This is a genomic window from Cupriavidus phytorum (assembly GCF_003254285.1).
GTDB lineage: Bacteria > Pseudomonadota > Gammaproteobacteria > Burkholderiales > Burkholderiaceae > Cupriavidus > Cupriavidus phytorum.
Map to the genome: position 1 here is coordinate 537,126 of NZ_QKZN01000001.1, position 22,354 is coordinate 559,479.

General features: G+C 65.7%; 16 protein-coding genes. 10 read left to right on the forward strand and 6 right to left on the reverse strand.

Translation table 11 applies throughout. From position 1 onward, the window contains the following. Positions 1-123 precede the first annotated feature (123 nt). Both C7416_RS02330 and C7416_RS02335 read left to right on the forward strand, forming a co-directional pair. A complete protein-coding gene (locus C7416_RS02330; protein ID WP_111516932.1) occupies positions 124-1,518 on the forward strand; it encodes a sigma-54-dependent transcriptional regulator in 1,395 nt (464 codons plus the stop codon). Then, positions 1,515-3,563 (forward strand): sensor histidine kinase, encoded by a 2,049-nt coding sequence (locus C7416_RS02335; RefSeq protein WP_111516933.1) that lies wholly within the window; start codon positions 1,515-1,517, stop codon positions 3,561-3,563. Before C7416_RS02330 ends, C7416_RS02335 begins: the two co-directional genes overlap by 4 nt. Here the strand turns inward: C7416_RS02335 and C7416_RS02340 are convergent. Beyond that, positions 3,558-3,788, reverse strand: a complete 231-nt coding sequence (locus C7416_RS02340) for a DUF1484 family protein (RefSeq protein ID WP_111516934.1) — start codon at positions 3,786-3,788, stop codon at positions 3,558-3,560. The two genes, C7416_RS02335 and C7416_RS02340, sit on opposite strands and share 6 nt — an antisense overlap. 489 nt (positions 3,789-4,277) lie before the next feature. Here C7416_RS02340 and C7416_RS02345 point away from each other — a divergent pair, with 489 nt between their 5' ends. Together C7416_RS02345 and C7416_RS02350 are read left to right on the forward strand one after the other, a co-directional pair. Continuing rightward, positions 4,278-4,883: a DUF6932 family protein gene (locus tag C7416_RS02345; protein ID WP_111516935.1), complete on the forward strand. Its 606-nt coding sequence runs from the start codon at positions 4,278-4,280 to the stop codon at positions 4,881-4,883. Next, positions 4,880-5,806 (forward strand): hypothetical protein, encoded by a 927-nt coding sequence (locus C7416_RS02350; protein WP_146604237.1) that lies wholly within the window; start codon positions 4,880-4,882, stop codon positions 5,804-5,806. Before C7416_RS02345 ends, C7416_RS02350 begins: the two co-directional genes overlap by 4 nt. A gap of 5 nt (positions 5,807-5,811) precedes the next feature. On the opposite strand, the gene C7416_RS02355 is transcribed toward C7416_RS02350, so the two are convergent. Next, the gene (locus C7416_RS02355) at positions 5,812-7,587 is read right to left on the reverse strand and encodes a sigma-54 interaction domain-containing protein (protein ID WP_111516937.1); all 1,776 of its coding nucleotides are present in this window, start codon (positions 7,585-7,587) and stop codon (positions 5,812-5,814) included. A gap of 163 nt (positions 7,588-7,750) precedes the next feature. On the opposite strand from C7416_RS02355, the gene C7416_RS02360 reads away from it, so the two are divergent. From C7416_RS02360 to C7416_RS02375, 4 genes are read left to right on the forward strand one after another with little or no spacing between them, the layout of a single operon-like run. Next, a complete protein-coding gene (locus C7416_RS02360) occupies positions 7,751-9,301 on the forward strand; it encodes an acyl-CoA carboxylase subunit beta (protein WP_111516938.1) in 1,551 nt (516 codons plus the stop codon). Positions 9,302-9,351: 50 nt separating this feature from the next. Next, on the forward strand, positions 9,352-12,669 hold the full coding sequence (locus C7416_RS02365) for an acetyl-CoA carboxylase family protein (RefSeq protein WP_111516939.1): 3,318 nt from the start codon (positions 9,352-9,354) through the stop codon (positions 12,667-12,669). A gap of 43 nt (positions 12,670-12,712) precedes the next feature. Further along, entirely contained in the window at positions 12,713-15,184 is a 2,472-nt protein-coding gene (locus C7416_RS02370; protein WP_111516940.1) for a CaiB/BaiF CoA-transferase family protein, read from the forward strand. Between the two features lie 46 nt (positions 15,185-15,230). Then, entirely contained in the window at positions 15,231-16,259 is a 1,029-nt protein-coding gene (locus tag C7416_RS02375; protein WP_111516941.1) for a tripartite tricarboxylate transporter substrate binding protein, read from the forward strand. Positions 16,260-16,409: 150 nt separating this feature from the next. On the opposite strand, the gene C7416_RS02380 is transcribed toward C7416_RS02375, so the two are convergent. From C7416_RS02380 to C7416_RS02395, 4 genes are read right to left on the reverse strand one after another with little or no spacing between them, the layout of a single operon-like run. Then, positions 16,410-16,814 carry a RidA family protein gene (locus tag C7416_RS02380; RefSeq protein ID WP_111516942.1) on the reverse strand — a complete coding sequence of 135 codons (405 nt, stop codon included), beginning with the start codon at positions 16,812-16,814 and terminating at the stop codon, positions 16,410-16,412. Continuing rightward, positions 16,814-18,289, reverse strand: a complete 1,476-nt coding sequence (locus tag C7416_RS02385; RefSeq protein WP_240988311.1) for an aldehyde dehydrogenase family protein — start codon at positions 18,287-18,289, stop codon at positions 16,814-16,816. The genes C7416_RS02380 and C7416_RS02385 overlap by 1 nt, the downstream gene beginning before the upstream one ends. Then, entirely contained in the window at positions 18,289-19,833 is a 1,545-nt protein-coding gene (locus tag C7416_RS02390; protein WP_111516943.1) for an FAD-dependent monooxygenase, read from the reverse strand. Before C7416_RS02390 ends, C7416_RS02385 begins: the two co-directional genes overlap by 1 nt. Positions 19,834-19,891: 58 nt before the next feature. Then, on the reverse strand, positions 19,892-20,677 hold the full coding sequence (locus C7416_RS02395; protein ID WP_111516944.1) for an aldolase: 786 nt from the start codon (positions 20,675-20,677) through the stop codon (positions 19,892-19,894). 145 nt (positions 20,678-20,822) lie between these two features. Here C7416_RS02395 and C7416_RS02400 point away from each other — a divergent pair, with 145 nt between their 5' ends. Together C7416_RS02400 and C7416_RS02405 are read left to right on the forward strand one after the other, a co-directional pair. Further along, positions 20,823-21,539 (forward strand): TetR/AcrR family transcriptional regulator C-terminal domain-containing protein, encoded by a 717-nt coding sequence (locus tag C7416_RS02400; protein WP_111516945.1) that lies wholly within the window; start codon positions 20,823-20,825, stop codon positions 21,537-21,539. Between the two features lie 117 nt (positions 21,540-21,656). Next, positions 21,657-22,085: a PaaI family thioesterase gene (locus C7416_RS02405; RefSeq protein ID WP_111516946.1), complete on the forward strand. Its 429-nt coding sequence runs from the start codon at positions 21,657-21,659 to the stop codon at positions 22,083-22,085. The last annotated feature ends 269 nt before the right edge of the window (positions 22,086-22,354 follow it).

Here is a 22,354-nt window from a genome sequence, read left to right on the forward strand (position 1 = left end):
CAAAATGTCCACTCGCTACCCGGTGGCCGGGTCGGGCTCGGTTTAACTCCCAATACAGCGGTGGTGCCAACTGTCGCTAGACTCTCCCACTCTCCGTCTTTCCGCCCCGCAACCAGCAAAGTGATGACCGAACGACAAGGCAATGCGGCCGATACCGACCACTGGCAACGCCGCACCATCCTGGTGGTGGACGACGAGGCCGGCATGCGCTCGTTCCTGTCGCGCGCGCTGGAAGGCAAGGTCGATGGCGTGATCACCGCCGACAGCGCCGAGGCCGGCGCGGCGCTGCTGGAACAGCGCCATGTCGACCTGATCCTGCTCGACGTGGCGCTGCCGGGCGCCAGCGGCGTGGAATGGCTCAAGGCGCTGCGCGCCGCCGGCAACCCCGCCGACGTGATCCTGATGACCGCCTTCGCCGACATGGAGACCGCCATCGAGGCGTTGCGCTCGGGCGCGGCGGACTTCATCGTCAAGCCGTTCCGCGTCGACCAGATGCTCAACGCGATCCGGCGCTGCTTCGACCGCGCGCGCCTGGCGCGCGAGAACTACCTGCTGCGCCGCGAGCTGGACCAGTACACCATCCACAAGCATGTGGTCGGCAACTCCGAAGCCATGCGCAAGGTGATGGCGCTGGTCGCGCGCGTCGCGCCGATGCCGTCGACGGTACTGGTCACGGGCGAGTCCGGCACCGGCAAGGAAGTGGTGGCGCGCGAGCTGCATCGCCTGAGCGGAAGGCAGGGCCAGTTCGTGCCGCTGAACTGCGGCGCGATGGCGCCGGAGCTGATCGAAAGCGAGCTGTTCGGCCACGCCCGCGGCGCCTTCACCGGCGCCGCCGGCGCGCGCCATGGCCTGTTCCTCTATGCCGACGGCGGCACGCTGTTCCTGGACGAGATCTCCGAACTGCCGCTGCCGATGCAGGCCAAGCTGCTGCGCGTGATCGAGGACCGGCGCATCCGCCCGCTCGGCACCGAGCGCGAGATGGTGGTGGACGTGCGCATCGTCGCGGCCTGCAACCGCAACCTGGGCCAGGAGGTAGCGGCCGGGCGCTTTCGCCAGGACCTGTATTACCGGCTCGACGTGGTTTCGATCGCGATCCCGCCGCTGCGCACGCGGCCGGAAGACATCGTGCCGCTGGCCGGGCATTTCTCCGAGCAGTTGTCCGCCCAGCTGGGCCTGCCGGTGGTGCCGCTGTCGCCGTCGCTGGTGCGCCTGCTCGAGGCCTATGACTGGCCCGGCAATGCGCGCGAGCTGCGCAACCTGGTGGAGCGGGCCCTGATCCTGGGCGAGTACCCGGTCGAGCTGCTGGCGCATGGCGAACCCGCGCCGGCCGCGCAGGCGGGCGCCGCCGATGACCACGCGCGGCCCGATGACGCCGTGCTGCTGGAATCGGTGGAGCGCCGGCACATCCTGCAGGTGCTCGCGTCCGAGGGCGGCAACCGCGCCGAAGCGGCGCGCCGGCTCGGCATCTCGCGGCGCACGCTGGACCGCAAGTGCCTGCAGTGGGGGCTGCGTCCTTGACCACGCGCGAGCCGGGCGGCTGGGTGCGCCGCTATCGCGCCTCGCTGCGCGCCAAGCTGGTGTCGATCGTGATCGCGCCGTTGCTGGTGGCACTGGTCGCGTTGCTGCTGCTGATGGCGCTGTGGGGCAACCGCACCTTCCAGGCGTTGCTGGCCTACAAGGTCAACAGCGACCTGCTGGTCGCCCACGAGTATTTCGAGCACATGGTCGGCGGCGTGAAGGACCGGGTCCTGCAGGAGGCGCGGTCGCATGCGCTGGTGGACGGGCTTGGCCGCGATAGCGCCATGCCCGGCATCCTGGCGCAGGCGCGGCGCACGCACGGCCTCGACTTCCTGCAATTACTCGATCCCAAAGGGCGGCTGCTTGCCGCCGCGCCGGCTGGTGCGGCAGATGCGGACCCCGCCGCCTGGCGCGTGGTGGAAAGCGCTGCCGCCGGCCGCGCCGATGCCGCCACTGACGCCTGGTCCGCCGCGCAGCTGGCTGCCGTCTCCGCCGACCTGGCCCGGCGCGCCCCGGTAACGTTGCGCGCCACCGCCAATGCCGCGCCGACCGACCGCACCGTCGAAACCCGCGGCATGGTGGTGCACGCGGCGGCGCCGGTGTTCGATGCCGCGGGCAAGCTGGTGGCGGTCCTGCACGGCGGCACGCTGCTGAACCACAACCTCGGCTTCATCGACACCATCAACGCACTGGTCTACCAGCCCGAATCCCTGCCCCGCGGCAGCCAGGGCACGGCCACCCTGTTCCTGGACGACACCCGCATCGCCACCAACGTGCGGCTGTTCCATGGCGAGCGCGCCCTGGGCACGCGCGTCTCGCGCGAGGTGCGCGACCAGGTGCTGCTGCGCGGCGAAAAATGGCTGGACCTGGCCTTCGTCGTCAACGACCGCTACATGAGCGCCTATGAGCCCATCGTCGACAGCCGCGGCCAGCGCATCGGCATGCTCTACGTCGGCTACCTCGCCAGGCCCATTAGCCAGGCCAAGAACCTGGCGCTGGGCGTGCTGGTGGGGCTGTTCTTGCTGCTGGCCGTGGCGGGTGCACTGTTCTCGCTGCTGTGGGCCAGGCGCGTGTTCATGCCGATGACGCGCATGGTCGGCACCATGCGCGCGCTCAAAGCCGGCAACGACCATGCGCGCGTCGGCCCGGTGCGCAGCGAGGATGAACTGGGCCAGCTGGCCCGCCAGTTCGACCAGCTGCTGTCGGACCTGCAGCAGCGCAATGCCGAACTCAGGGACTGGGGCGACGCGCTCGACCGCAAGGTCGCCGAGCGGACTCGCGAACTGGAAGATGCGAACGCGGTGCTGCGCGCCACGCGGCAACAACTGATTACCTCGGAAAAGCTGGCGCTGGCCGGGCAGCTGACCGCGGGCGTGGCTCACGAGATCAACAATCCGATCGCGGTAATCCAGGGCAACCTGGACGTCGCCCGCGACATCCTCGGCCCGGCGGCGGAGCCGGTCCGGCACGAATTGCGGCTGATCGACGAGCAGGTGCGGCGCATCTACCTGCTGACCAACCGGCTGCTGCAGTTTGTCCGGCCCGAGGCATACGCCGGCAATACCGAGCGCCTGGATGTGGGCGAAGTCGCTGGCGGCTGCGTCGACCTGGTCCGCCATATGCTGAAGGACGCGGCCATCCGGGTCGAACTGGCCTTCACCGCCACGCGGCGGGTGCGCATCAGCCGCAGCGAACTGCAGCAGGTCATCGTCAACCTGCTGACCAATGCCATCCATGCCATGCCGGACGGCGGCACCCTGACCCTGGCCACGCGCGACTGGGACGAGCACGGCGTGACATTGCATGTGCGCGACACCGGCCGCGGCATCCGCGCGGAAGACCTGCCCAACCTGTTCAATCCGTTTTTCACCACCAAGAAACAGATGGGAACCGGGCTTGGCCTTTCCATCAGCTACGCGCTGGTCGAGCGCTATGGCGGGCGTATTACCGTGGAAAGCACGGTCGGGCAGGGCGCGGAGTTTATCGTCTGGCTGCGCGAAGACGGGGCCGCGGCAGGGACAGAGACGGAAGGCCGGGTGTCATAACGACTCAGCCTCGGGATGCAACGCCTCGGCCATCTGATCCACCTGCATCTTGATCATCGCCAGCAGGCAATGAACGCCGTGGCATCCCTCGGACCGTTCGCTTTCCACTTCCAAAAGTGACAGGACGCTGCCCAGGCCGGCCTGGATGCGGTCGAGCGATTCCAGGGTTTCCGCAGGAATGCCGATGAAGATGGTTTCGTGCTGGGGATGGGGCTTGTCTTGCATTGCGTTCTCCTGAAGAAGGGTTGGAGACCCGCCCGATGCAAACTGTAGAGGGTGGCGGGCCTGACAGCGGGGGTCGCAATACCGGCTCTCTGATGAACACCGGCCAGCCTTATCGGCTGCCCCGCCCGGCCCGCCATAGTGAAGCGACGCGCGCGTGCGTTTGGAGATGGTCGCATGAGCGACCATCCATCAGAGAGAATAGCGGGTTGCGACACCCGATCACCGTTGTTTCGGTGATGGGCTTAGTTTTGCCTTTTGGGCGGGGGATGGCGATCAGACGATTCGCAAATTTTCTTTGAGGATGTTGCGAAGCGGGCTTCGGGGGGGCACAGGTCGGTTGAGTCCGCAGGCAAAGTTGGACTGCCGCTCTTCAATCGCCGCTTGCACGCGAGGGTTCACCGTCCTATATAGCGTCGCGTTGGGTGCCGACCCTGTGCAAAACTTCCCAGGCCGTTGGATCGCGGTGGCCCAAGTCGAGCAAACTCCTATATGAGCCAAGTTCCTATCCCTGCGTGGAATGCAATGCAGGTGCTTCCACCTGTCAACGATGTGGACCCTGTGAGCCAGGATAGATCGCCGTATGAAGTCTCTCTCTTATCTTTCGTGGTCAGGTTTGCAACCTCCTGGCAGCGTTGCAAGATATTGCGCGGCTTTCTGGGCTTCCGTGCCACATTGCACAGAGCGGGGATTACATTGGGATTTCAATGGGTGGATGGAAGCTTTAGTGAGAACGTTGAGGTTCTCGAGGCGAGAAATCCGGGGGATGTCGACGTGGTCAGCTTTCTGGATGACCCGGACGGAGACCTCGGACAGAAATTTCCCGGCGATCTCGCAGATCACGATGGGGTCAAGAAGACATTCCTCGTAGATGGCTATTGGGTGGAAACTACGCTGCCGGGGCGGAATCTGGTAACCCTTTCCGCCTACTGGTACAGTTTGTGGGCACATCGGCGAAACAGCCAGTGGAAGGGGTTCCTTCAAGTTGACTTGGATCCGGCGGAAGACGCTGATGCCCTGGCAGAGTTGACGCAAATCGAGGCAGGCCTTGTACGACCAACTCCGCCGGCCGGCGCTCCACAAGGGTGGCAATCATGAATCGACAGGAACATACAAAGCTTCTGGCAGAGGAACGCTTTCTTGCCAACCAGCTCGCTCGACTGCCGGCTGGAGCAGGCATCACCAAGCGAAGCCTTGAAAATCGCCTGAAGGGTATCCAGGCTGTATTGGCCACTCGGCGCGTCGATCCGAATCCCCCGGCCAAATCGCGTCTGACTTTTCGCGGCCGCCCCGTGCGCGGCACGCATGGTATCGCTGCAGAGTTTGGCGTTGCCGCCACCAAGGCGTTTACGGATGCAGTGGCGGCTGTCGCGGCTTCGTTTTCGGGACCGCTTGCGCCAATGGGGCCCATTCGTAACCGAGATCAGAACCAGCTCCTCATTACTGCTACGGCCGTCGGCTCCTTTGGTTTTGAGTTGGAGGAGGCGAGAAGTCATGAGCTCCCACCTGATGACGAGACTCCCCTTAGCAGGGCCATGAAGCAAACGGTGCGTCTGATCGAGAGTACGACTGGTACAGACGATGAGTTGGCAGACTCCCTTGCAGAGATTGATCCGCGGGCTCTTGAAAAGGTGAAGGCGTTTTTGGGCGTCCTCGCGGATAGCCAGGCGGCGTGCACTATCGAGACGGGGACTGAGGTCTTCCGCTTCCAGGACTTAGACCAAGTCGCACGTAGTGTTGAGCGCTTGAGCAATAAAAACGTTCGTGAAGAAGAGGTGCGGCTGACTGGAAGGTTTGTCGGTGTCCTCCCTCACCATAGAAGCTTCGAGTTCGTACCGGAAGGAGCCGACGGGGTCATCTATGGGAGGATCGCCCCTGGCCTGGAGAATCCTGCGGAGCTTGCCGGCAATTTGCGGGGTCTCTATGTGTCGACCTTCGCACGCACTCAGGTGGGAACTGGACGCCCACGCTACGTACTTTTGAATGCGGCCGCTGCCGAAAAATTTCAAGCTCCGGGGTAATCTGCTTATTTCGATCGCGACGCGTGCGGCCCGCGCTCCAGGATCTTGTACAGATGCGAGCGGGAGATCCCCAGTTGCTCGGCCGCGCGCTTCTTGTTGCCGCCATGGCGCGCAACGGCGTCCATCACCGCGGCGTAGGCCAGTTCCCGCATGCCCGCGGCGGGCTCGGCCGCCGAGCGAGGTGCGGGAGTGGGCGATGGCAGGTCGTCCGTCGCGGCAGTCTCGTAGGGATACGCATCTTCGGGCGCATGCACGGCGGGCTGGTTTTGCAGCCCCGATAGCCCCCGCGCCGACTCGCCGCGTGCGAAATCCGCCACGCGCAGCGTCCGGCCATCGCAGAAGACCAGGGCCTCCTCGATGCGCTGGCGCAGCTGGCGCACATTGCCTGGCCAGGGCTGGCCGGCCAGGTAGCGCGCCACTTCGTGGTCGATGCCCGGCGCCGGCATGGCGTTGCGCGTGCAGAAGGCGTCGACGAAATGCTGCAGCAGCGCTGGGATGTCCTCGCGCCGCTGGCGCAGCGCGGGAATGCGCAGCACCACGCCGCTAAGCCGGTAGTACAGGTCGAGGCGGAATCGCCCGGCGTCGATCAGCTCAGGAATGTCGCGGTTGGTGGCCGAGACCAGCCGGAAGTCGACCCGCTGCGCGCGGCGGCTGCCCAGGCGTTCGACCATGTGGTCTTCGAGCACGCGCAACAGCTTGACCTGCATCTCCATCGGGATGTCGGCGACCTCGTCCAGAAAGACCGTGCCGCCCGCCGCCAGCTCGAGCTTGCCTGCCTGTCCCTGGCGCTGGCTGCCGGTGAAGGCGCCGGGCGCGTGGCCGAACAGCTCGGACTCGATCAGCGTGGCGGGCAGGGCGGCCAGGTTCAGGCTGACCAGTGGTCGCGCGCTGGCCGGCTCGGCCCCGGCGCCGTGGATGGCGCGGGCCACCAGTTCCTTGCCGGTGCCGCTTTCGCCGAGGATCAGCACCGGCACGTCGAGGCGGGCCACGGTCTGGATTTCCCGGCGCAGGCGTTGCATCGGCGCGCTTTCGCCGATCAGGCCGAAGTTTGGTTGCCGCTCGTGCAGGCCGTGGCGGAGGCCGTCGACCTCGCGCTGGTAGCGCGCCACCTCGGAGCGCAATTCAACCAGCTCCTTGTGCATGCGGACCAGCGCTTCCGGCCCCTTGAACATGACCTGCCCGATGGCGCCCACCACCTCGCCGTCCTGGCGGATCGGCATGCGGTTGACCACGCGGGTGGCGCCGTCAAGCTGCTGCAACTGCCCGATCTCGGCCTTGCCGCTGGCCACCACCTGCGGCAGCCGTGAATTGGGGATGACCTCGGCCGCCGGACGGCCGATGCCGCCGCCGGTATCCAGGCCCAGGAATTTCTCATGGACGGGACTGATGAAGCGTACCCGTCCCGCCTTATCGACCACGGTGATGGCCTGGTACGGGTCGTTGAGGAAGTAATCCAGGATCGCACCGGCGAAGGGCACCGTGCCGAGGAAGTCGAGCAGCACGGCCTGGGTATCGGCGCGGTGCAGAAGGATCAGCTGGTGGTCGCCGTCTTCCATGCTCAGGCCAGTGAATCGCCGGGTGCCTGCCTCGACGGGGAAAAGCCGGCGTCCCTGGCCCGGCGCCTTGGCATGCGCGCATGCAGCGCGCGCCGCGTCGGCGATGGCGGGATCCGTACAGGCTCCGATCGCCGCCAGCTGGGTGCCGTCGCGAGAACAGACTAGCACCCCGAGCGCAATTCCGTCGATGTCTTGTGTCGTCGTTGAGGACACTGTTGTCTCCATGCGTGCCTCTGATGCGGACACATTTGTGTACTTGTGGCGGACATCCTAACGTCGGCCCGATATTTATTCAATGAAATCAATGCGCGATTGACGATCCTGTGCCTGGCACGGCTCCTGCGGAGGTTGGTGATACATGTACCGCGTAACGACACAGGAGACGTCAGTGAGCTGGCAGCCCGAAATCGATGAACTGGCCCACCGTCGACGGCTCGCCGCCAGGATGGGCGGCGAAGGCAAGGTGGAACGCCACAAGGCCGCCGGCAAGCTGACGGTGCGCGAGCGCATCGATGCCCTGGCGGACCCCGGCTCGTTCCGCGAGGTCGGGGGCCTGAGCGGCAGTGGCCGCTACGACAGCAACGGGCGGCTGGTGGACCTGGTTCCGTCGAACCTGGTGATGGGCCGTGCGCAGGTCGGCGGCCGGCCGGCGGTGCTGGTGGGGGACGACTTCACCGTGCGCGGCGGCGCCAACGAGGGCGCAGCGGGCGACAAGCTGGTCCACGCCGAGAAGATGGCGCACGACCTGCGACTGCCGATGATCCGGCTGGTCGACGGCACCGGCGGCGGCGGTTCGGTGCGCAATATCGAGATCAAGGGCCATACCCTGATTCCCACCATGAAGGTCTGGCAACACGTGGTGGAGAACATGTCGGTGGTGCCGGTGGTGTCGCTGGCATTGGGCTCGGTGGCTGGCATGGGCGCGGCGCGCGTGGCCGCCAGCCACTATTCGGTGATGGTCAGGGAAACCTCGCAACTGTTCAGCGAGGGCCCGCCCTCGGTCGTGGCCCGCGTGGGCGAGGCGCTGAGCAAGAACGAGCTGGGCGGCAGCCAGATCCATACCCGCAATGGCGTGGTGGATGATGAGGTCGGCACCGAGCAGGAGGCCTTTGCGCGCGCGCGCCAGTTCCTGTCCTATCTGCCGCCTTCCGTCTTTGAGCTGCCGCCGCGCGGGGAGCCCGGCGACGACCCCGCGCGACGCGACGAGTGGCTGCTGTCGGCGATTCCCAGGGATAGCCGGGCGGATTACAAGATCCGGCCGATCCTGCAGGCGCTGGTGGATGCCGATTCCTGCTTCGAGATCGGCAGGCACTGGGGCTGCGCCGTCGTGACCGCGCTGGCCCGCCTGGATGGCTGGCCCGTGGCGGTGATCGCCAGTGACCCGTCCTTCCACGGCGGCAGCTGGGACAGCGACAGCGCCGAGAAATTCACGCGCTTCGTCGACATGGCCCAGGCCTTCCACCTGCCGGTGGTCAACCTGGTCGATACGGCCGGCTTCCAGGTCGGCCTGGACGCCGAGAAGGCCGGGATCATGCGCTACGGCGTGCGCGCGCTGTCGGCGCTCTACCAGGCCACGGTGCCGTGGTGCTCGGTGATCCTGCGCCGCGCCTATGGCGTGTCGGCGGCCAGCCACCAGCACATGGGGCGCTTCAACTTCCGCTACGCCTGGCCATCCGCCAACTGGGGCGCATTGCCGCTCGAAGGCGGCCTCGACGTCGCCTACAAGGCCGAGATCGAAGGCGCCGACGATCCGGTGCAGAAGCGCGCCGAAATCGAGCTGCGCGTGCGCAGCCTGACGTCGCCGTTCCGCAGCGCGGAAGCCTTCGTCATCGAAGACATCATCGACCCGCGCGACACCCGCACGCTGCTGTGCGAGTTCGCCAACCTGGCGGCGCCGCTGCGCGAGGCCGGCATCAGCCGGTTTGGCATCCGGCCCTGATCGGCCAGGCACCACGGCACGGACATCGAAAGACAAACAAGGAGACTGCATTGAAGAAGCTGTTGATCGCCAATCGAGGGGAGATCGCACTGCGCGTGCTGCGCGCCGCACGCGATCTCGAGATCGGGACCGTCTCGGTCTATTCGCAGGACGACCAGGGCGCGCTGCACCGGATCCTGGCCGACGAGGCGGTTGCCCTCGACGGCGCCGGGCCGGCTGCGTACATCGACATCGCAGGCATCATTGCCGCGGCGCAGGCATCCGGCTGCGATGCCATCCATCCGGGCTATGGCTTCCTCAGCGAACGGGCCGACTTTGCCCAGGCCTGCCACGACGCCGGCATCCGCTTTATCGGCCCCACCGTCGAGCAGCTGGCGCTGTTCGGCGACAAGGGGCGGGCACTGGAACTGGCGGCCGACTGCGACGTGCGCGTCATGCCGGCCACGCGCGGCGCAGCATCGCTCGAGGAAATCGCCAGCTTCTTCGACCAGCAAGGTGGCGCGGGCGTGGTGATCAAGGCGGTCGGCGGCGGCGGCGGCCGCGGCATGCGCGTGGTCCGCCGGCGCGAAGACCTTGCCGAAGCCTACGCGCGCTGCCGTTCCGAGGCGGGCTCGGCGTTTGGCATCGATGCCGTCTATGCCGAGCGGCTGGTCGCCCGCGCGCGCCATATCGAAGTGCAGATCGCCGGCGACGGCGCGCACGTGATTGCCCTCGGCGAACGCGACTGCACCTTGCAGCGCCGCTTCCAGAAGCTGGTGGAGATCGCCCCCAGCCCGGTGCTGAAGCCGCAGCTGCGCGAGCAGATCATCAAGGCGGCGCTCAGGCTGGCGCGCCGCGTCAACTACCAGAGCCTGGGCACCTTCGAGTTCCTGGTCGAGGAAACCGAGTCCGGCGAGCAGAAAGACTTTGTCTTTATCGAGGCCAACCCGCGCTTGCAGGTCGAGCACACCATCACCGAGCAGGTCACCGGCGTCGACCTGGTCGCGCTGCAGATCGGGATCGCCGCGGGACAGGCGCTCTCCGATCTCGGCCTGGATCCCGCTGCACCGCCGCAAGCGCGGGGCTATGCCATCCAGGTGCGCATCAATGCGGAGATGACCGATGCCCAGGGCCTGGCGCGTCCCGCACACGGGCGGCTGGAGCGCTTCGACCCGCCTTCGGGCCCGGACGTCCGCGTCGATTCGCATGGCTACACCGGCTATGAACCGTCGCCCCACTTCGACACCCTGCTGGCCAAGCTGATCGTCAGCAGCGCGGCGCCGAAGTTCGATGCGGCCGTGCGGCGCCTGCAGCGCAGCCTGGCGGAGTTCCGCATCGCCGGCGTGCCGACCAACCTCAACCTGCTGCGCGCGCTGGTGCAGCGCGACGATTTCCTGGCGCAGGATGTGCACACCCGGCACTTCGAGGCGATCGTGCCGGAGCTGACCGCGGCGGCGGAAGCCATCGCGCAGGCCGGGCGCGCGCAGGAAGCCCTGCTGGGCGGCGCGGCCCGCCCATCGCAGGCGCTCGCGCCACGCCACGCCGATCCGGAAGAGGAAATCAGCGACGGCCTGGTGGCTGTTCGTGCGCCGCTGACGGGCAGGGTGGTGGAGATTGGCGTGGCGCTGGACGAAATCGTCAAGCCCGGCCAGACCGTCGCGGTGCTCGACGCCATGAAGATGGAGCACGCCATCGTCGCCGAATGCGGCGGGCGCGTGGTCGACCTGCGGCTGGAGCCGGGCGCGCTGGCGTCCGAAAACCAGGTGCTGATCGTGCTGGAGCAGCTCGAGGCCGATGGCATCGCCGTGGCCGCCGCGCAGCAGGCCGATCCCGATGCGATCCGCGCCGACCTGCAGCGCGTGCTCGACCGGCATGCCTACCTGGACGACGCCGCGCGACCCGATGCCGTCGCCAGGCGCCGCTCGCGCGGCCAGCGCACCGCGCGCGAGAACGTCGCCGACCTGTGCGATCCGGATACCTTCGTGGAGTACGGCGCGCTGGCGCTCGCCGCGCAGTCGTCGCGCCGCACCCAGCAGGACCTGATCGTCAACACCCCGGCCGATGGCCTGATCACCGGCATCGGCCATATCAACGGCGCACTGGTCGGCAAGGAACGGGCGCGCAGCGCGGTGATGGCCTACGACGCCACGGTGATGGCCGGCACGCAGGGCAAGCGCAACCATATCAAGACCGATCGCATCGTCGAGGTGGCGCTGCGCGACGAGCTGCCCCTGGTGCTGTTCGGTGAAGGCGGTGGCGGCCGGCCCGGGGACGTCGATTTCCCTTCGGTATCCGGGCTGTACCAGCCGTCGTTCGCCGCGTTTGCCGAGCTGAGCGGCAATGTGCCGGTGGTGGGCATTGTCTCGGGGCGCTGCTTCGCCGGCAACGCGGCCTTCGTCGGCTGCTGCGACGTCATCATTGCCGACAAGTCGGCCAACATCGGCATGGCGGGACCGGCCATGATCGAAGGCGGCGGCCTCGGCATCTTCCGTCCCGAGGAAGTCGGTCCCGCATCGGTGCAGGTTGCCAACGGCGTGGTCGATATCCTGGTCGACAACGAGGCCGAAGCCGTGCAGGCTGCGAAGCACTATCTGTCGATGTTCCAGGGCCGCGTGGCGCACTGGAGCGCGCCGCAAGCGCTGGCGCTGCGCCATGTCGTGCCCGAGAACCGGCTGCGCGTTTACGACACCCGCAAGGCCATCGAAGGCATTGCCGACACCGGCAGCGTGCTGATGCTGCGCAGCGGCTTCGGCGCGGGCATCCACACCGCGCTGGCGCGCGTGGAAGGGCAGGCGGTCGGCATCATGGCCAATAACCCGTATCACCTTGGCGGCGCCATCGATGCGGATGCCGCGGACAAGGCGTCGCGCTTCATGCAGCTGTGCGATGCGCACGGCCTGCCGATCATTTCGCTGATCGACACCCCTGGGTTCATGGTGGGGCCGGAATGCGAGGCCCGGGCGCAGGTGCGGCACGTGTCGCGCATGTTCCTGACGGCGGCCAAGCTGCGGGTCGCGTTGCTGGCGGTGACGCTGCGCAAGGGCTATGGCCTGGGCGCGATGGCCATGGCGGGCGGCGGCTTCCGCTCGGCAAGCTTCACCGTGTCGTGGCCGACCGGCGAATTCGGGCCGATGGGTCTTGAGGGCGCGGTCAGACTGGGCTTCAAGAAAGAGCTGGAAGCGGTGCCGGATGGTCCCGAGCGCAAGGCGCTGTTCGACCGGCTGGTGGCCCAGTCCTACGAGCGCGGCCACGCGATCAATACCGCGGCCGCCGTCGAGATCGATGCGGTGATCGATCCCGCGCAGACACGGAAGTGGATCGCACAGGGCATCGCCTCGGCAGACTTGCGCGGCCGCAGGGAGCGCCGCGGCTTTGTCGATGCGTGGTAAGCGCCGTGCCCGACCAATCCCTACACAGAGCCAGGAGGTTGCCATGATCAAGCATGGGTTTGACCCGGCGCAGCTGGCGCTGGGCGGCTTGCGCGTGCTCGAGGTCGGCAGCGGCCCCGCGCTGGCGTACGCGGGCAAGCTGTTTGCCGACTTCGGCGCCGAAGTCATCAAGGTGGAGAGTCCGGCGGGCGACGCGTGGCGGCGGATGCCGCCGCTGGTCAGCGCACCGGATGCCGGGCAGGCGGAAAGCGCGCTGTTTGCGTGGCTGAATACCAACAAGCGAAGCGTCACCGCCGACGACCGGGACGTAGAGGACGCCGCGTGGCTGGCGCAGCTGGCGCTGACGTGCGACGTGGTGCTGGACGCCCGTGCGCTGTCTGCAGGCCCCGGCATTCTCGGCACGCCGGTCTGGCATCCGGTGGCCGATACAACCCCTGGACACGAGCCGATCGAAGTCGCACTCACCTGGTTCGGCGAGAACGGGCCATACAGCCATTACGCCGGCGGCGAAGCCGTGTGCCGCGCGCTTGCCGGCGCCGTGCACGGCAGCGGCCCCGCGGAGGGGCCGCCCCACATGCCGCACGACGTGCAGTCGGCGATCGTGGTCGGCCTGAGCGCATTCTCGGCCGCCGTCGCGGCGCTGATCGGAAGCGGGCAGGGCAGCCGCCGCTATGTGCTGAGCGCTCACGAAGCGATCTTCGGCGTGGTCGAGATGGAAGCGGGCATGGTGCAGGACCAGCGCCATCCGCTGCAGCGCCTTGGCGTCAACCGGTTCTGCGGCACGCATCCGGCCGGGATCTACCAGACCGCCGAAGGCTGGATCGGCATCTTTACGCATACCCTGCCGCAGTGGAAGGGCCTGTGCGAGGCCATCGGCCGTCCGGATCTTGGCGACGATCCAAGCTACGCAAGCGGACCGGAGCGGATGGAACGCGCGGACGAGATCGACGCGCTGCTGATGCCCGCCTTCCTGACGCGCACGGCCCGGCAGTGGTTCGAGATCCTGGGCGACAAGAAGCATCCGGCCGTGATCGTGCCGACCATGGAGACCCTGCTTGGCCAGGCCGTGCACCGGCAGCGCGGCGCCTTCGTGCCGGTCGGCGTGGGCGGCGCCTGGTTCGAAGGCCCGGTGGTGCCGCTACGCCTCGATGCGGCTGGCCCACTGCCCGGCGGCAATGCGCCGGCAAAGGGCGCGCATGACCTGCACTACCGCACCGCCGGACTGGATCATCATCCGCGCCTGACGCTCAGTCGAACGGCCGGCGAGCGCTTGCCGCTCCAGGGCATTCGCGTCGTCGACCTGACCATGGGCTGGGCGGGGCCGCTGGCGGCGCGCACGCTGGCCGACTTTGGCGCGGAGATCATCAAGGTCGAAAGCACAGGCTATCCCGACTGGTGGCGCGGCGCCAATTTCACCGAGGCGTTCTATCGGGACCGGCTGTACGAGAAGAACTCGAACTTCAACCTGATGAACCGCAACAAGCTCGGGATCACGCTGGACCTGACACGTCCCGAAGGCAGGCAGTTGCTGCTGCAGCTTGTCGAAAGCGCCGACGCGGTCATCGAGAATTATTCCGCCGAGGTCCTGCCCAAGCTCGGGCTGGACTACGCAGCCCTGCGCGCCAGGAACCAACGGCTGGTAATGCTGTCGATGCCGGCCTTCGGGCTCGGCAACGCGTGGAGCAATACCCGTGCGTACGGCGGCACGCTCGAGCAGGCCAGCGGGCTGCCGCTATACACGGGGCATCCCGATGGTCCGCCCGCCATGACGTCGTACGCCTATGGCGATCCGATCGGCGGCCTGAACGGCGGCGCGGCGATCCTGCTGGCGCTGTTTGCGCAGCAGGCGACGGGGCAGGGGCGGCACATCAACCTGTCGCAGGTAGAGGCGATGCTGCCGATGGCCGCACCGTTCCTGCTGGAGCAATCCGTCACCGGCGCCGTGTCGCCGCGGCAGGGCAATCGTCATCCGATGCACTCGCCGCATGGGTGCTTCCGTTGCGCGGGCGACGATGCGTGGATCGTGCTGACGGTGACCGATGCGGACTGGCCCGCGCTGTGCCGGGCCATCGGCCGGGCGGACCTTGCGGCCGATCCCGGCCTGGCGCAAGCCCCGGGACGGCGCGCCCAGGAAGGCAGGATCGAGCAGGCGATCAAGTCCTGGTGCGTGGTCCGCGACGCCGAAGCGGCAATGCAGCAGCTGCAACAGGCCGGGATCGCCGCCGGCGTGGTGCGGCCGATGTCGCAGGTGCTGCAGGACCCGCACCTGCGCGCGCGCGGGTTCTGGCGCGAAGTCGAGCGCGCCCACATCGGCACCTACACATCCAGCACCGCATGGTTCAGGATCGGGCCGGATCCCGTGCCGATCCGCCATGTCGCGCCGACGCTGGGCGAACACACCGAAGCGGTGCTGCGCCGCGTGCTCGGGCTGAGCGCGGACCGGATCGCAAGCCTGGAACGACACGGCGTCATCGGCACCGTCGCGAAGCCAAAGCAGGCAAAGCCAATGGCATAAGCCCTGCAAGTATTCAGAAACATCACTATTACGAGATGGAGACGACATGAACAAAACGACATGGATCCAGCGCTGCCAGGCAGGCGTAAAGGCGGGCAAACTCGGCATGGCGGCGGCCGCGCTTGGCATCCTGGCCACGACGATGGCCGCGCCGGCCGCGGCCCAGAACAACGGCTGGCCCAACAAGCCGATCCGGATGATCGTTCCCTTTCCGGCGGGATCGTTCACGGATACCGTGGCCCGGGTGCTTTCGGAACGGCTGAGCAGGTCCCTCGGCCAGCCCGTGGTGGTGGAAAACAAGGCGGGCGCGAACGGACTGATCGGCGTCGGCGAGGCCGCCAGGGCTGCCCCCGACGGTTATACCTTGCTGGTCACCAACTCCAGCAGCATCACCATCAACCCGCAGATCTACAAGAAGGGCACCTATTCGCCGAAGGACTTCACGCCGGTCACGCTGGTCCTGGAGGCGCCTTTCATCCTCGTCACCAATCCAGACTGGTCGCAGAAAAACGCGGTCGGTTCGGTGCCGGAGCTGGTGCGCTACGCGACGCAGCATCCCGGCAAGGTCAGCTATGGCTCGGCCGGGCCGGGCAATATCGCGCATCTCAGCTTTGCCATGCTGAACAACCGGACCAGGATCAAGACCACGCACATTCCGTACAAGTCCGCGGCACAGGCGCAACTGGCCGTGATCAGCGGTGAGCTGGATACCGCCTTCGACACCTGGACGGCGCTGCCTCAGATAAAAGCCGGCAAGCTCAAGCCCCTCGCCGTCAGCGCACCGAAGCGCATGGCGCAGTTGCCGGATGTGCCAACGCTGGAGGAGCTGGGCATTTCGCCCTTCGACGTGACTTTCTGGATCGGCATGCTGGTGCCGGCCGGCACGCCGCCGCAGATCGTCCAGAAGCTTCATTCGGTCGCGCAAGGGCTGCTCGAGGACAGCAAGGCGAAGACCGCGCTGGGCCAGCAAGGCGATGTGGTGATGGTCGATCCGGCCAGTTTCGCCAAGCGCGTGGCAAGGGAGGAGGGCAATTGGACGGCGGTGATCCAGCGCGAAGCCATCACGCTCGATTGATCCGGCAGGCGGCGCGGCCGGAGCCGCGAATCCTGCGAGCAATGTGCACTTTGGCGGATGTTGCCGGATAGCGCCAGGCGGTCTTGCGGCAGACTGGCCTGGCGCTACCCCGTCCCGTGTGCACGCCGCGGGACGCCGCGCGCAACCTGTTCAGGTCGTTGCCACCACTTGCACCTCGACCAGGAAGCCGGGCGCGAAAAGCGTCTGGACTCCGACGACGGTACTGGTGGGCGGAACGGATCCCGGCGGCCGTTCCGATGCCAGCGCTGCCACCAGTTCCCCGGCGGTTTCAGGTGAATAGCCGACCAGGTAGATCACCTCGTTCACGATCTTTTCCCGCGAAGAACCTGCGGCCTGAAGCACGAGATCCAGGTTGGCATAGGCCCGGCGAAACTGCTCGAGCATCGTTCCGTCAACCAATGCACCGCTCTCGTCCCAGGAAAGCTGGCCTGAGGTATAGATCAAGCCTGCCGGCTCCACGACAAGCGCGTGGGAGATCACGCTCTCAAGTTGCGGAAGCCCCCGGGGATTAATCCTGCGTACGCTGTTTGCCATCAACCCAGCTCCTTTTGTGCGCTGTCGCCCTTAATGTTGACGACTTGAATCTGGGTAAACTCCAGAAGTCCTTCGCCGCCAAGTTCGACGCCGAACCCGGACTGCTTGGCGCCCGCCTGCGGAATATGCGGGGCCAGGTCAAGATGCTGGTTGATCCAGACACTGCCGCATACCAGCCGTTCCGCCACATCGCGGGCCCGGTCGATGTCCGAGGACCACACAGACGCACCGAGACCGTATTCGCCGGCATTCGCGCGCCGAATGGCGTCGTCGAGATCGGTATAACGAATTAGCGGAAGCGCCGGGCCAAACTGCTCCTCGTCGACCAGGCGGGCGCCTTCCTCGATGTCAGCAACGATGGTCGGACGGATGAAGTAGCCTTCGCTATCCTCGATCGGGCCGCCAGTAACAATCCGTCCCTTCGTAGCGGCGTCCGCCAGGATGTCCTTGACCTTTTCATACTGGGCGCGATTCTGGAGTGGGCCCATGGTCGTCCGGCTGTCCAATCCATCGCCCACCGTGACGCCCGTGGCAAGCCTGGCCAGCTCAGCGCAAAGTTCGTCGTAGAGGGATGCGTGGATGTACAGGCGTTTGATGGCAATGCACGCCTGACCTGCATTGAAGAAGGCGGCACGGAAGATGCCCTGCGCGATGTCTGCCGGAACGGCGTCATCAAGCACGATGGCCGGGTCGTTTCCGCCTAGCTCGAGGGTGACACGCTTCAGCGTTTTCGCCGCATTGGCCATCACCGAGTACCCGGTAGCAGTGGACCCGGTAAACGACACCTTCGCGACATCCGGATGCGAGGTCAGAATGCTGCCCAGGTCGTTGCTGTCGGTTATCACATTGACAACGCCGGCCGGAACGATGGAGGCAACCAGACGGGCGAACATCAGGGTCGCCAGCGGGGTCGTCGCCGCGGGCTTGATCACGACCGTATTTCCAGTCAGGAGCGCGCCAGGAACCTTGAATGCCATCAGCAGCAACGGGAAATTCCAGGGCACGATCACCGCGACCACGCCCAGCGGACGCCGATGCAGTTCGACCTGCCGGACCCCACTGTGTTCAAGCGAAATCGGCACCAGTTCGGCGTCGGCAACATGCCGGAAGAACGTGGCCGTGCCCTGGACTTCCATCATCGCATCGGCCATGGGTTTGCCCTGTTCCTGCGTGAGCAGGCATGCAAGCTGGCTGGCATTCGCATCGACGATGTCGGCAATGTCCCGTAGCACACTGCGCCGGTGTGTTAGATCGCTGCGCGACCACTGTTCCAGCGCTGCTTTTGCGCTTGCGATGGCCTCTTCAACCTGGTTGGCCGATGCGCGCGGCGCGACACCCAAGACCATGCCAGTGGCCGGATTTACTACGTCCATGGTGGCGGCGCCCTTAACCAGGACACCGCCAATAAGCATGCAGTCGGGCAAGACTGTCGGGCCGTCGTTGGCCTTGAGCGGTTGCGGCGAGTAAGCGTTCATCAGTGGACCTCCGCGGTGATCGGCGCTGCATAGGCCGGCGCGAAGGTTGCGCTGCCTATCTTGGCTAAGTCGGCTTTTAGTGCCGCCGTCTCGTGGTCCTCGCTCGCCCAGGCCAGATATCCGTCAGGACGCACCAGCATGGCGGTGAGACCGGCCCAGGGGGCGGGCGCATCGGGCGCCAACGCAGTGAAATGCATGTCCACGCAAGCGCTGGCGTGGGGGCCAAGGTCATCGCCGCCGAGTGGGCTGGACCGCGCCGTATCGGCTCGCAGATCGAGCAGGACATAGCGCCCGTTATGAAGCTTCTGGAACATGCCTTCGCTGGAACGTTGGAACATCAGGTCTGGAACACGCTGTCCGACGAGAGCATGAGCCGGATCGGCGCACGGGTAGGCCACCGAAAGGCCAGTCAGCCGCTTGACCAGGCTTATCTCGAGCGCCGGATTCTCCAGGATCAGCTTCTGGAGCAATGAACGCAGATCCCGGCATTCATTGGTGAAGGCGCTCATCAGCAGCGTCTGCGCCTGCGTGTGCTCAAGCAGGTTCTGGCCGACCGGATGGCGTTCGGCGTGGTAGCTGTCGAGCAGTCCCGCTGGCGCCCAGCCGTTGATCGTCGCTGCCAGCTTCCATCCAAGGTTCATGGCGTCCTGGATGCCGACGTTCAGGCCGACGCCGCCGGCTGGCATATGCTGGTGCGCAGCGTCGCCGGCCAGCAGGATGCGTCCCTTTCGGTAAGCTTCCGCCTGCCGGGCGGTATTGTTATAACGCGACAGCCACGAAGGACTGTGCATGCCATAGTCAGTCCCCATGATCGCTACGGTTTTGGCCCGCAGTTCCTCGAGCGTGAACGCTCCGGGACGATCCGTTCGGACGTCATCCGGAGAAATGCCGACCAGCCGATGACGCTCTCCCGGAAGCTTGACTACCGCAATCGCTCCGGCGGAGGTCCATTTGTTGATGGCAATGTCGTCGGGTGGGGAGTCCAGAATGACGTCACCCAGCCATCCGTAGACGGTGGCATCGGTACCGGGGAAGGGAATCCCGGCGCAGTTCCGTACCGTGCTGCGCACGCCATCGCAGCCGACCAGGTACTCGGCGTCCACGGAGTAGGGCCCGTTCGGACCTTGCACCGCGACGGTGACGGTCGATTCGGTTTCCGTAAACGACTGGACTTGGTGCCCGCGCCGGATCTCGGCGCCGAGATCGCGTGCCCGCTGTTGCAGCAGCTCGGTCGTCCGCGCTTGAAGAATCGCCAGGGTAAAGGGATACGGCGACTCGAGCGGACGGAAGTTGAGCCGGTAATCCAGCAGCCCAAAATGTCCGGCGGGGATTGCAACCCCCTCATCGAGAAACGCCTTTTCCACGCCTCGCGATGCGAAGGTCTCGATCGTGCGTGGGTGCACCGTCAAGGCCCGCGACTGAGGATCGATCGATTCGCTTTGGTCCAGCACCAGGGTCGAGATTCCGGCGAGTTGCAGTTCTCCCGCCAGCCAGCACCCTACCGGACCAGCACCGGCAATGACGACTTGATATTCCTTAAGCATCTTTTCTAACTCTCGAAAGTATTGGTTCTTGGGTTGGAAGTCGTTGTTCAGCGGAGCTTCAGGACGTACGGCTACCCCATGGCGTTGGCAAACTTGTGCGGAGTGCCCGTCGGGCGAACATGGCGAAGCTTGCCTGGACGATTTCCGGGCGTAGCAGAAAGTCATGTGACTCCCTTGCAAGGTCCGGGTCGAGTTCAGTAATCGAACCAGCCGACTCAGCCATCAGTTGCAGCTGCGCAGCGTTCTCGATCAGCATCGACAGATAAGCCGACTCCTCGATGGACCCGGTGGCGCAGAGAAAACCGTGATGGGCAAGCAGCACGCTGCGGTTTTTTCCGAGCGCCGTGGCAATGATCTCGCCTTCGCTGTCGGCGATCGGCAGTCCGGGCCATTCAGCAAGAAAGCCGCAGTCATCGGCAAACGGCGTGGCATCCATGTGGGCCATGCGCAAGCGCGTCCCGGTCATGGACAGGGCCGATACGTAAGGCGGGTGTGTATGGATGATGCAATTGACGTCCGGACGCTCGCGGTATATCCAAAGGTGAAACCGGATCGCTGGATTGGCAGCGCCCTTGCCATCGATGACGTTGATCGATTCGTCGATGCGAATGATCTGGTCGGCGTCGATCTCGTCGAAACCCAACGCCAGTGGCGTTGTCAGGAACGTGCCCCCGTCGCTTCTCACCGTAATTTGCCCCGCGAGTGTGCGCGAGTGCCCTTCGAGCGCCAGCATGCGACATGCAAGCGCGATCTTCTCCTCCTCCGTCCAGCTCCCGAATCGAAGCCCGCCCGCCAACCGTTTGACCTGATCTTCCGTGAAGCGCTTCCGGTCCTCATGCGTCATCTGCTGCCTCCTTGGTTATTCCTGCCATCTCTCGCTCAGCGGCGCTCGTCTGCGCGGCGTGGCTCAGCGGGCTCGAAACCTAACACCGTTAGGTAATCGAGGCTGATGGTACACTAACAGTGTTAGATTGCAAACACCGATGTGAATGAAAGCTCCAAAGATTCAACGTGACCAGGTCATTCGGGCTGCCTTAGACCTTCTGGATCAGGAGGGCCTTGATGGGTTAACGCTGCGCAAGCTGGCGCTGGTCCTCGACATACAGGCGCCCTCGCTCTATTGGCATTTCAGCGGGAAACAGGCACTGATTGATGCTATGGCGGACGCGCTCGTGATGAATGTCGTCCTGCCCCAGGGCCCGGATCAGGCATGGGACAGCCGGCTCAGACAAATTGCCGCGGCCCTGCGGCAGGCGCTACTGAAGCACCGTGATGGTGCCCGTGTCTTTGCGGGAACGTATGTCGTGTCGGACAACGTGCTGCGCATCAACGAGTCGATGCTGGAAGCATTCGCGCTGGCCGGCGTCGATCTGTCCCGTGCTTCGACGTATTCCTTCAGCGTGCTCTATTACATCCTGGGTTTTGTGATGGAAGAACAGGCACTCGGACCCCACGGCGAGTTCGATGTCGCTTCACGCAAGTCTGCCTTCGAGGAACTGGCGAAGCGCAGCTATCCGAGGAATTTTGCTGCGCGCGAGGCGATCTTTTCTACCGATTTCGATGCACGCTTCAGTACGGGGCTGGAGCTGATCATCGCTGGCGTCAAGCAGCAGGCGAGCGAGACCGAGAGTAAAGCCGCGCCATCTTTGACTACAGCAGAGGGCGGCGCCAGTTCAGCAAAAAGACGCTCTGCACGACGCGGATAACCGAAGCCTGGCCAGGACAGGATGACGCGGATCCGGGCGGCGCCGGATATGGTCGCGCTAGCTGGCCGAGAAGGCCGTAGAATGTCGGACTGCTCCTGTCAGGCATCGAGGTGACTAATGGACATTGCTCCTCCCGTTACGCTGGAAGAATGGAATGCGGCCGGTGCCGACTATCTGCCTGGTCTGCTTGGCATGTGCTTTGTCAAAGTAGAGCCAGATGAGGTGGTGGCTACGCTTGAAGTGCGTCGCGCCCTGGAAGCCTGGAATGGCTACTTGCATGCGGGAACGGTGGTCTCGCTCGCGGATACGTGCTGCGGCTACGGAACCGTGCGAAGCTTGCCATCAGGGGCCAGTGGGTTCACCACCGTGGAACTCAAGAGCAACATGCTTGGAACGGCGCGCGATGGCATCGTGGTTTGCACCGCGCGACCCATCCACAAAGGACGCACCACCCAGGTCTGGGATGCCGAGGTCCGTCGCGGGGGCGACAATGCCCTGATCGCCAGTTTTCGCAATACGCAATTGATCCTTTGGCCGAGACGCTAATGCCGCAGGCCAGGCCGAGGTCCCGGTAGTCTGTCTCGGCGAGTCCATGCGCCACCAGCTTGCCACCATGGAGTCGTAGTGTGGCTGCACCGTGCCGCCTTCCCGGAGGCCGTGATCGAAGCGCGCATCATGCCGGTCTGCCGGCGGACGGCAGCGCAGCACTGGTGTTCCCTGTGGCGGGAAGCGGGCAGCCACATGCTGGAACCGCTCGTTGGGAACTCCGGATCGGATTCGTAGCTCCCCACATCCTGGACATCGGTCGATGTCGC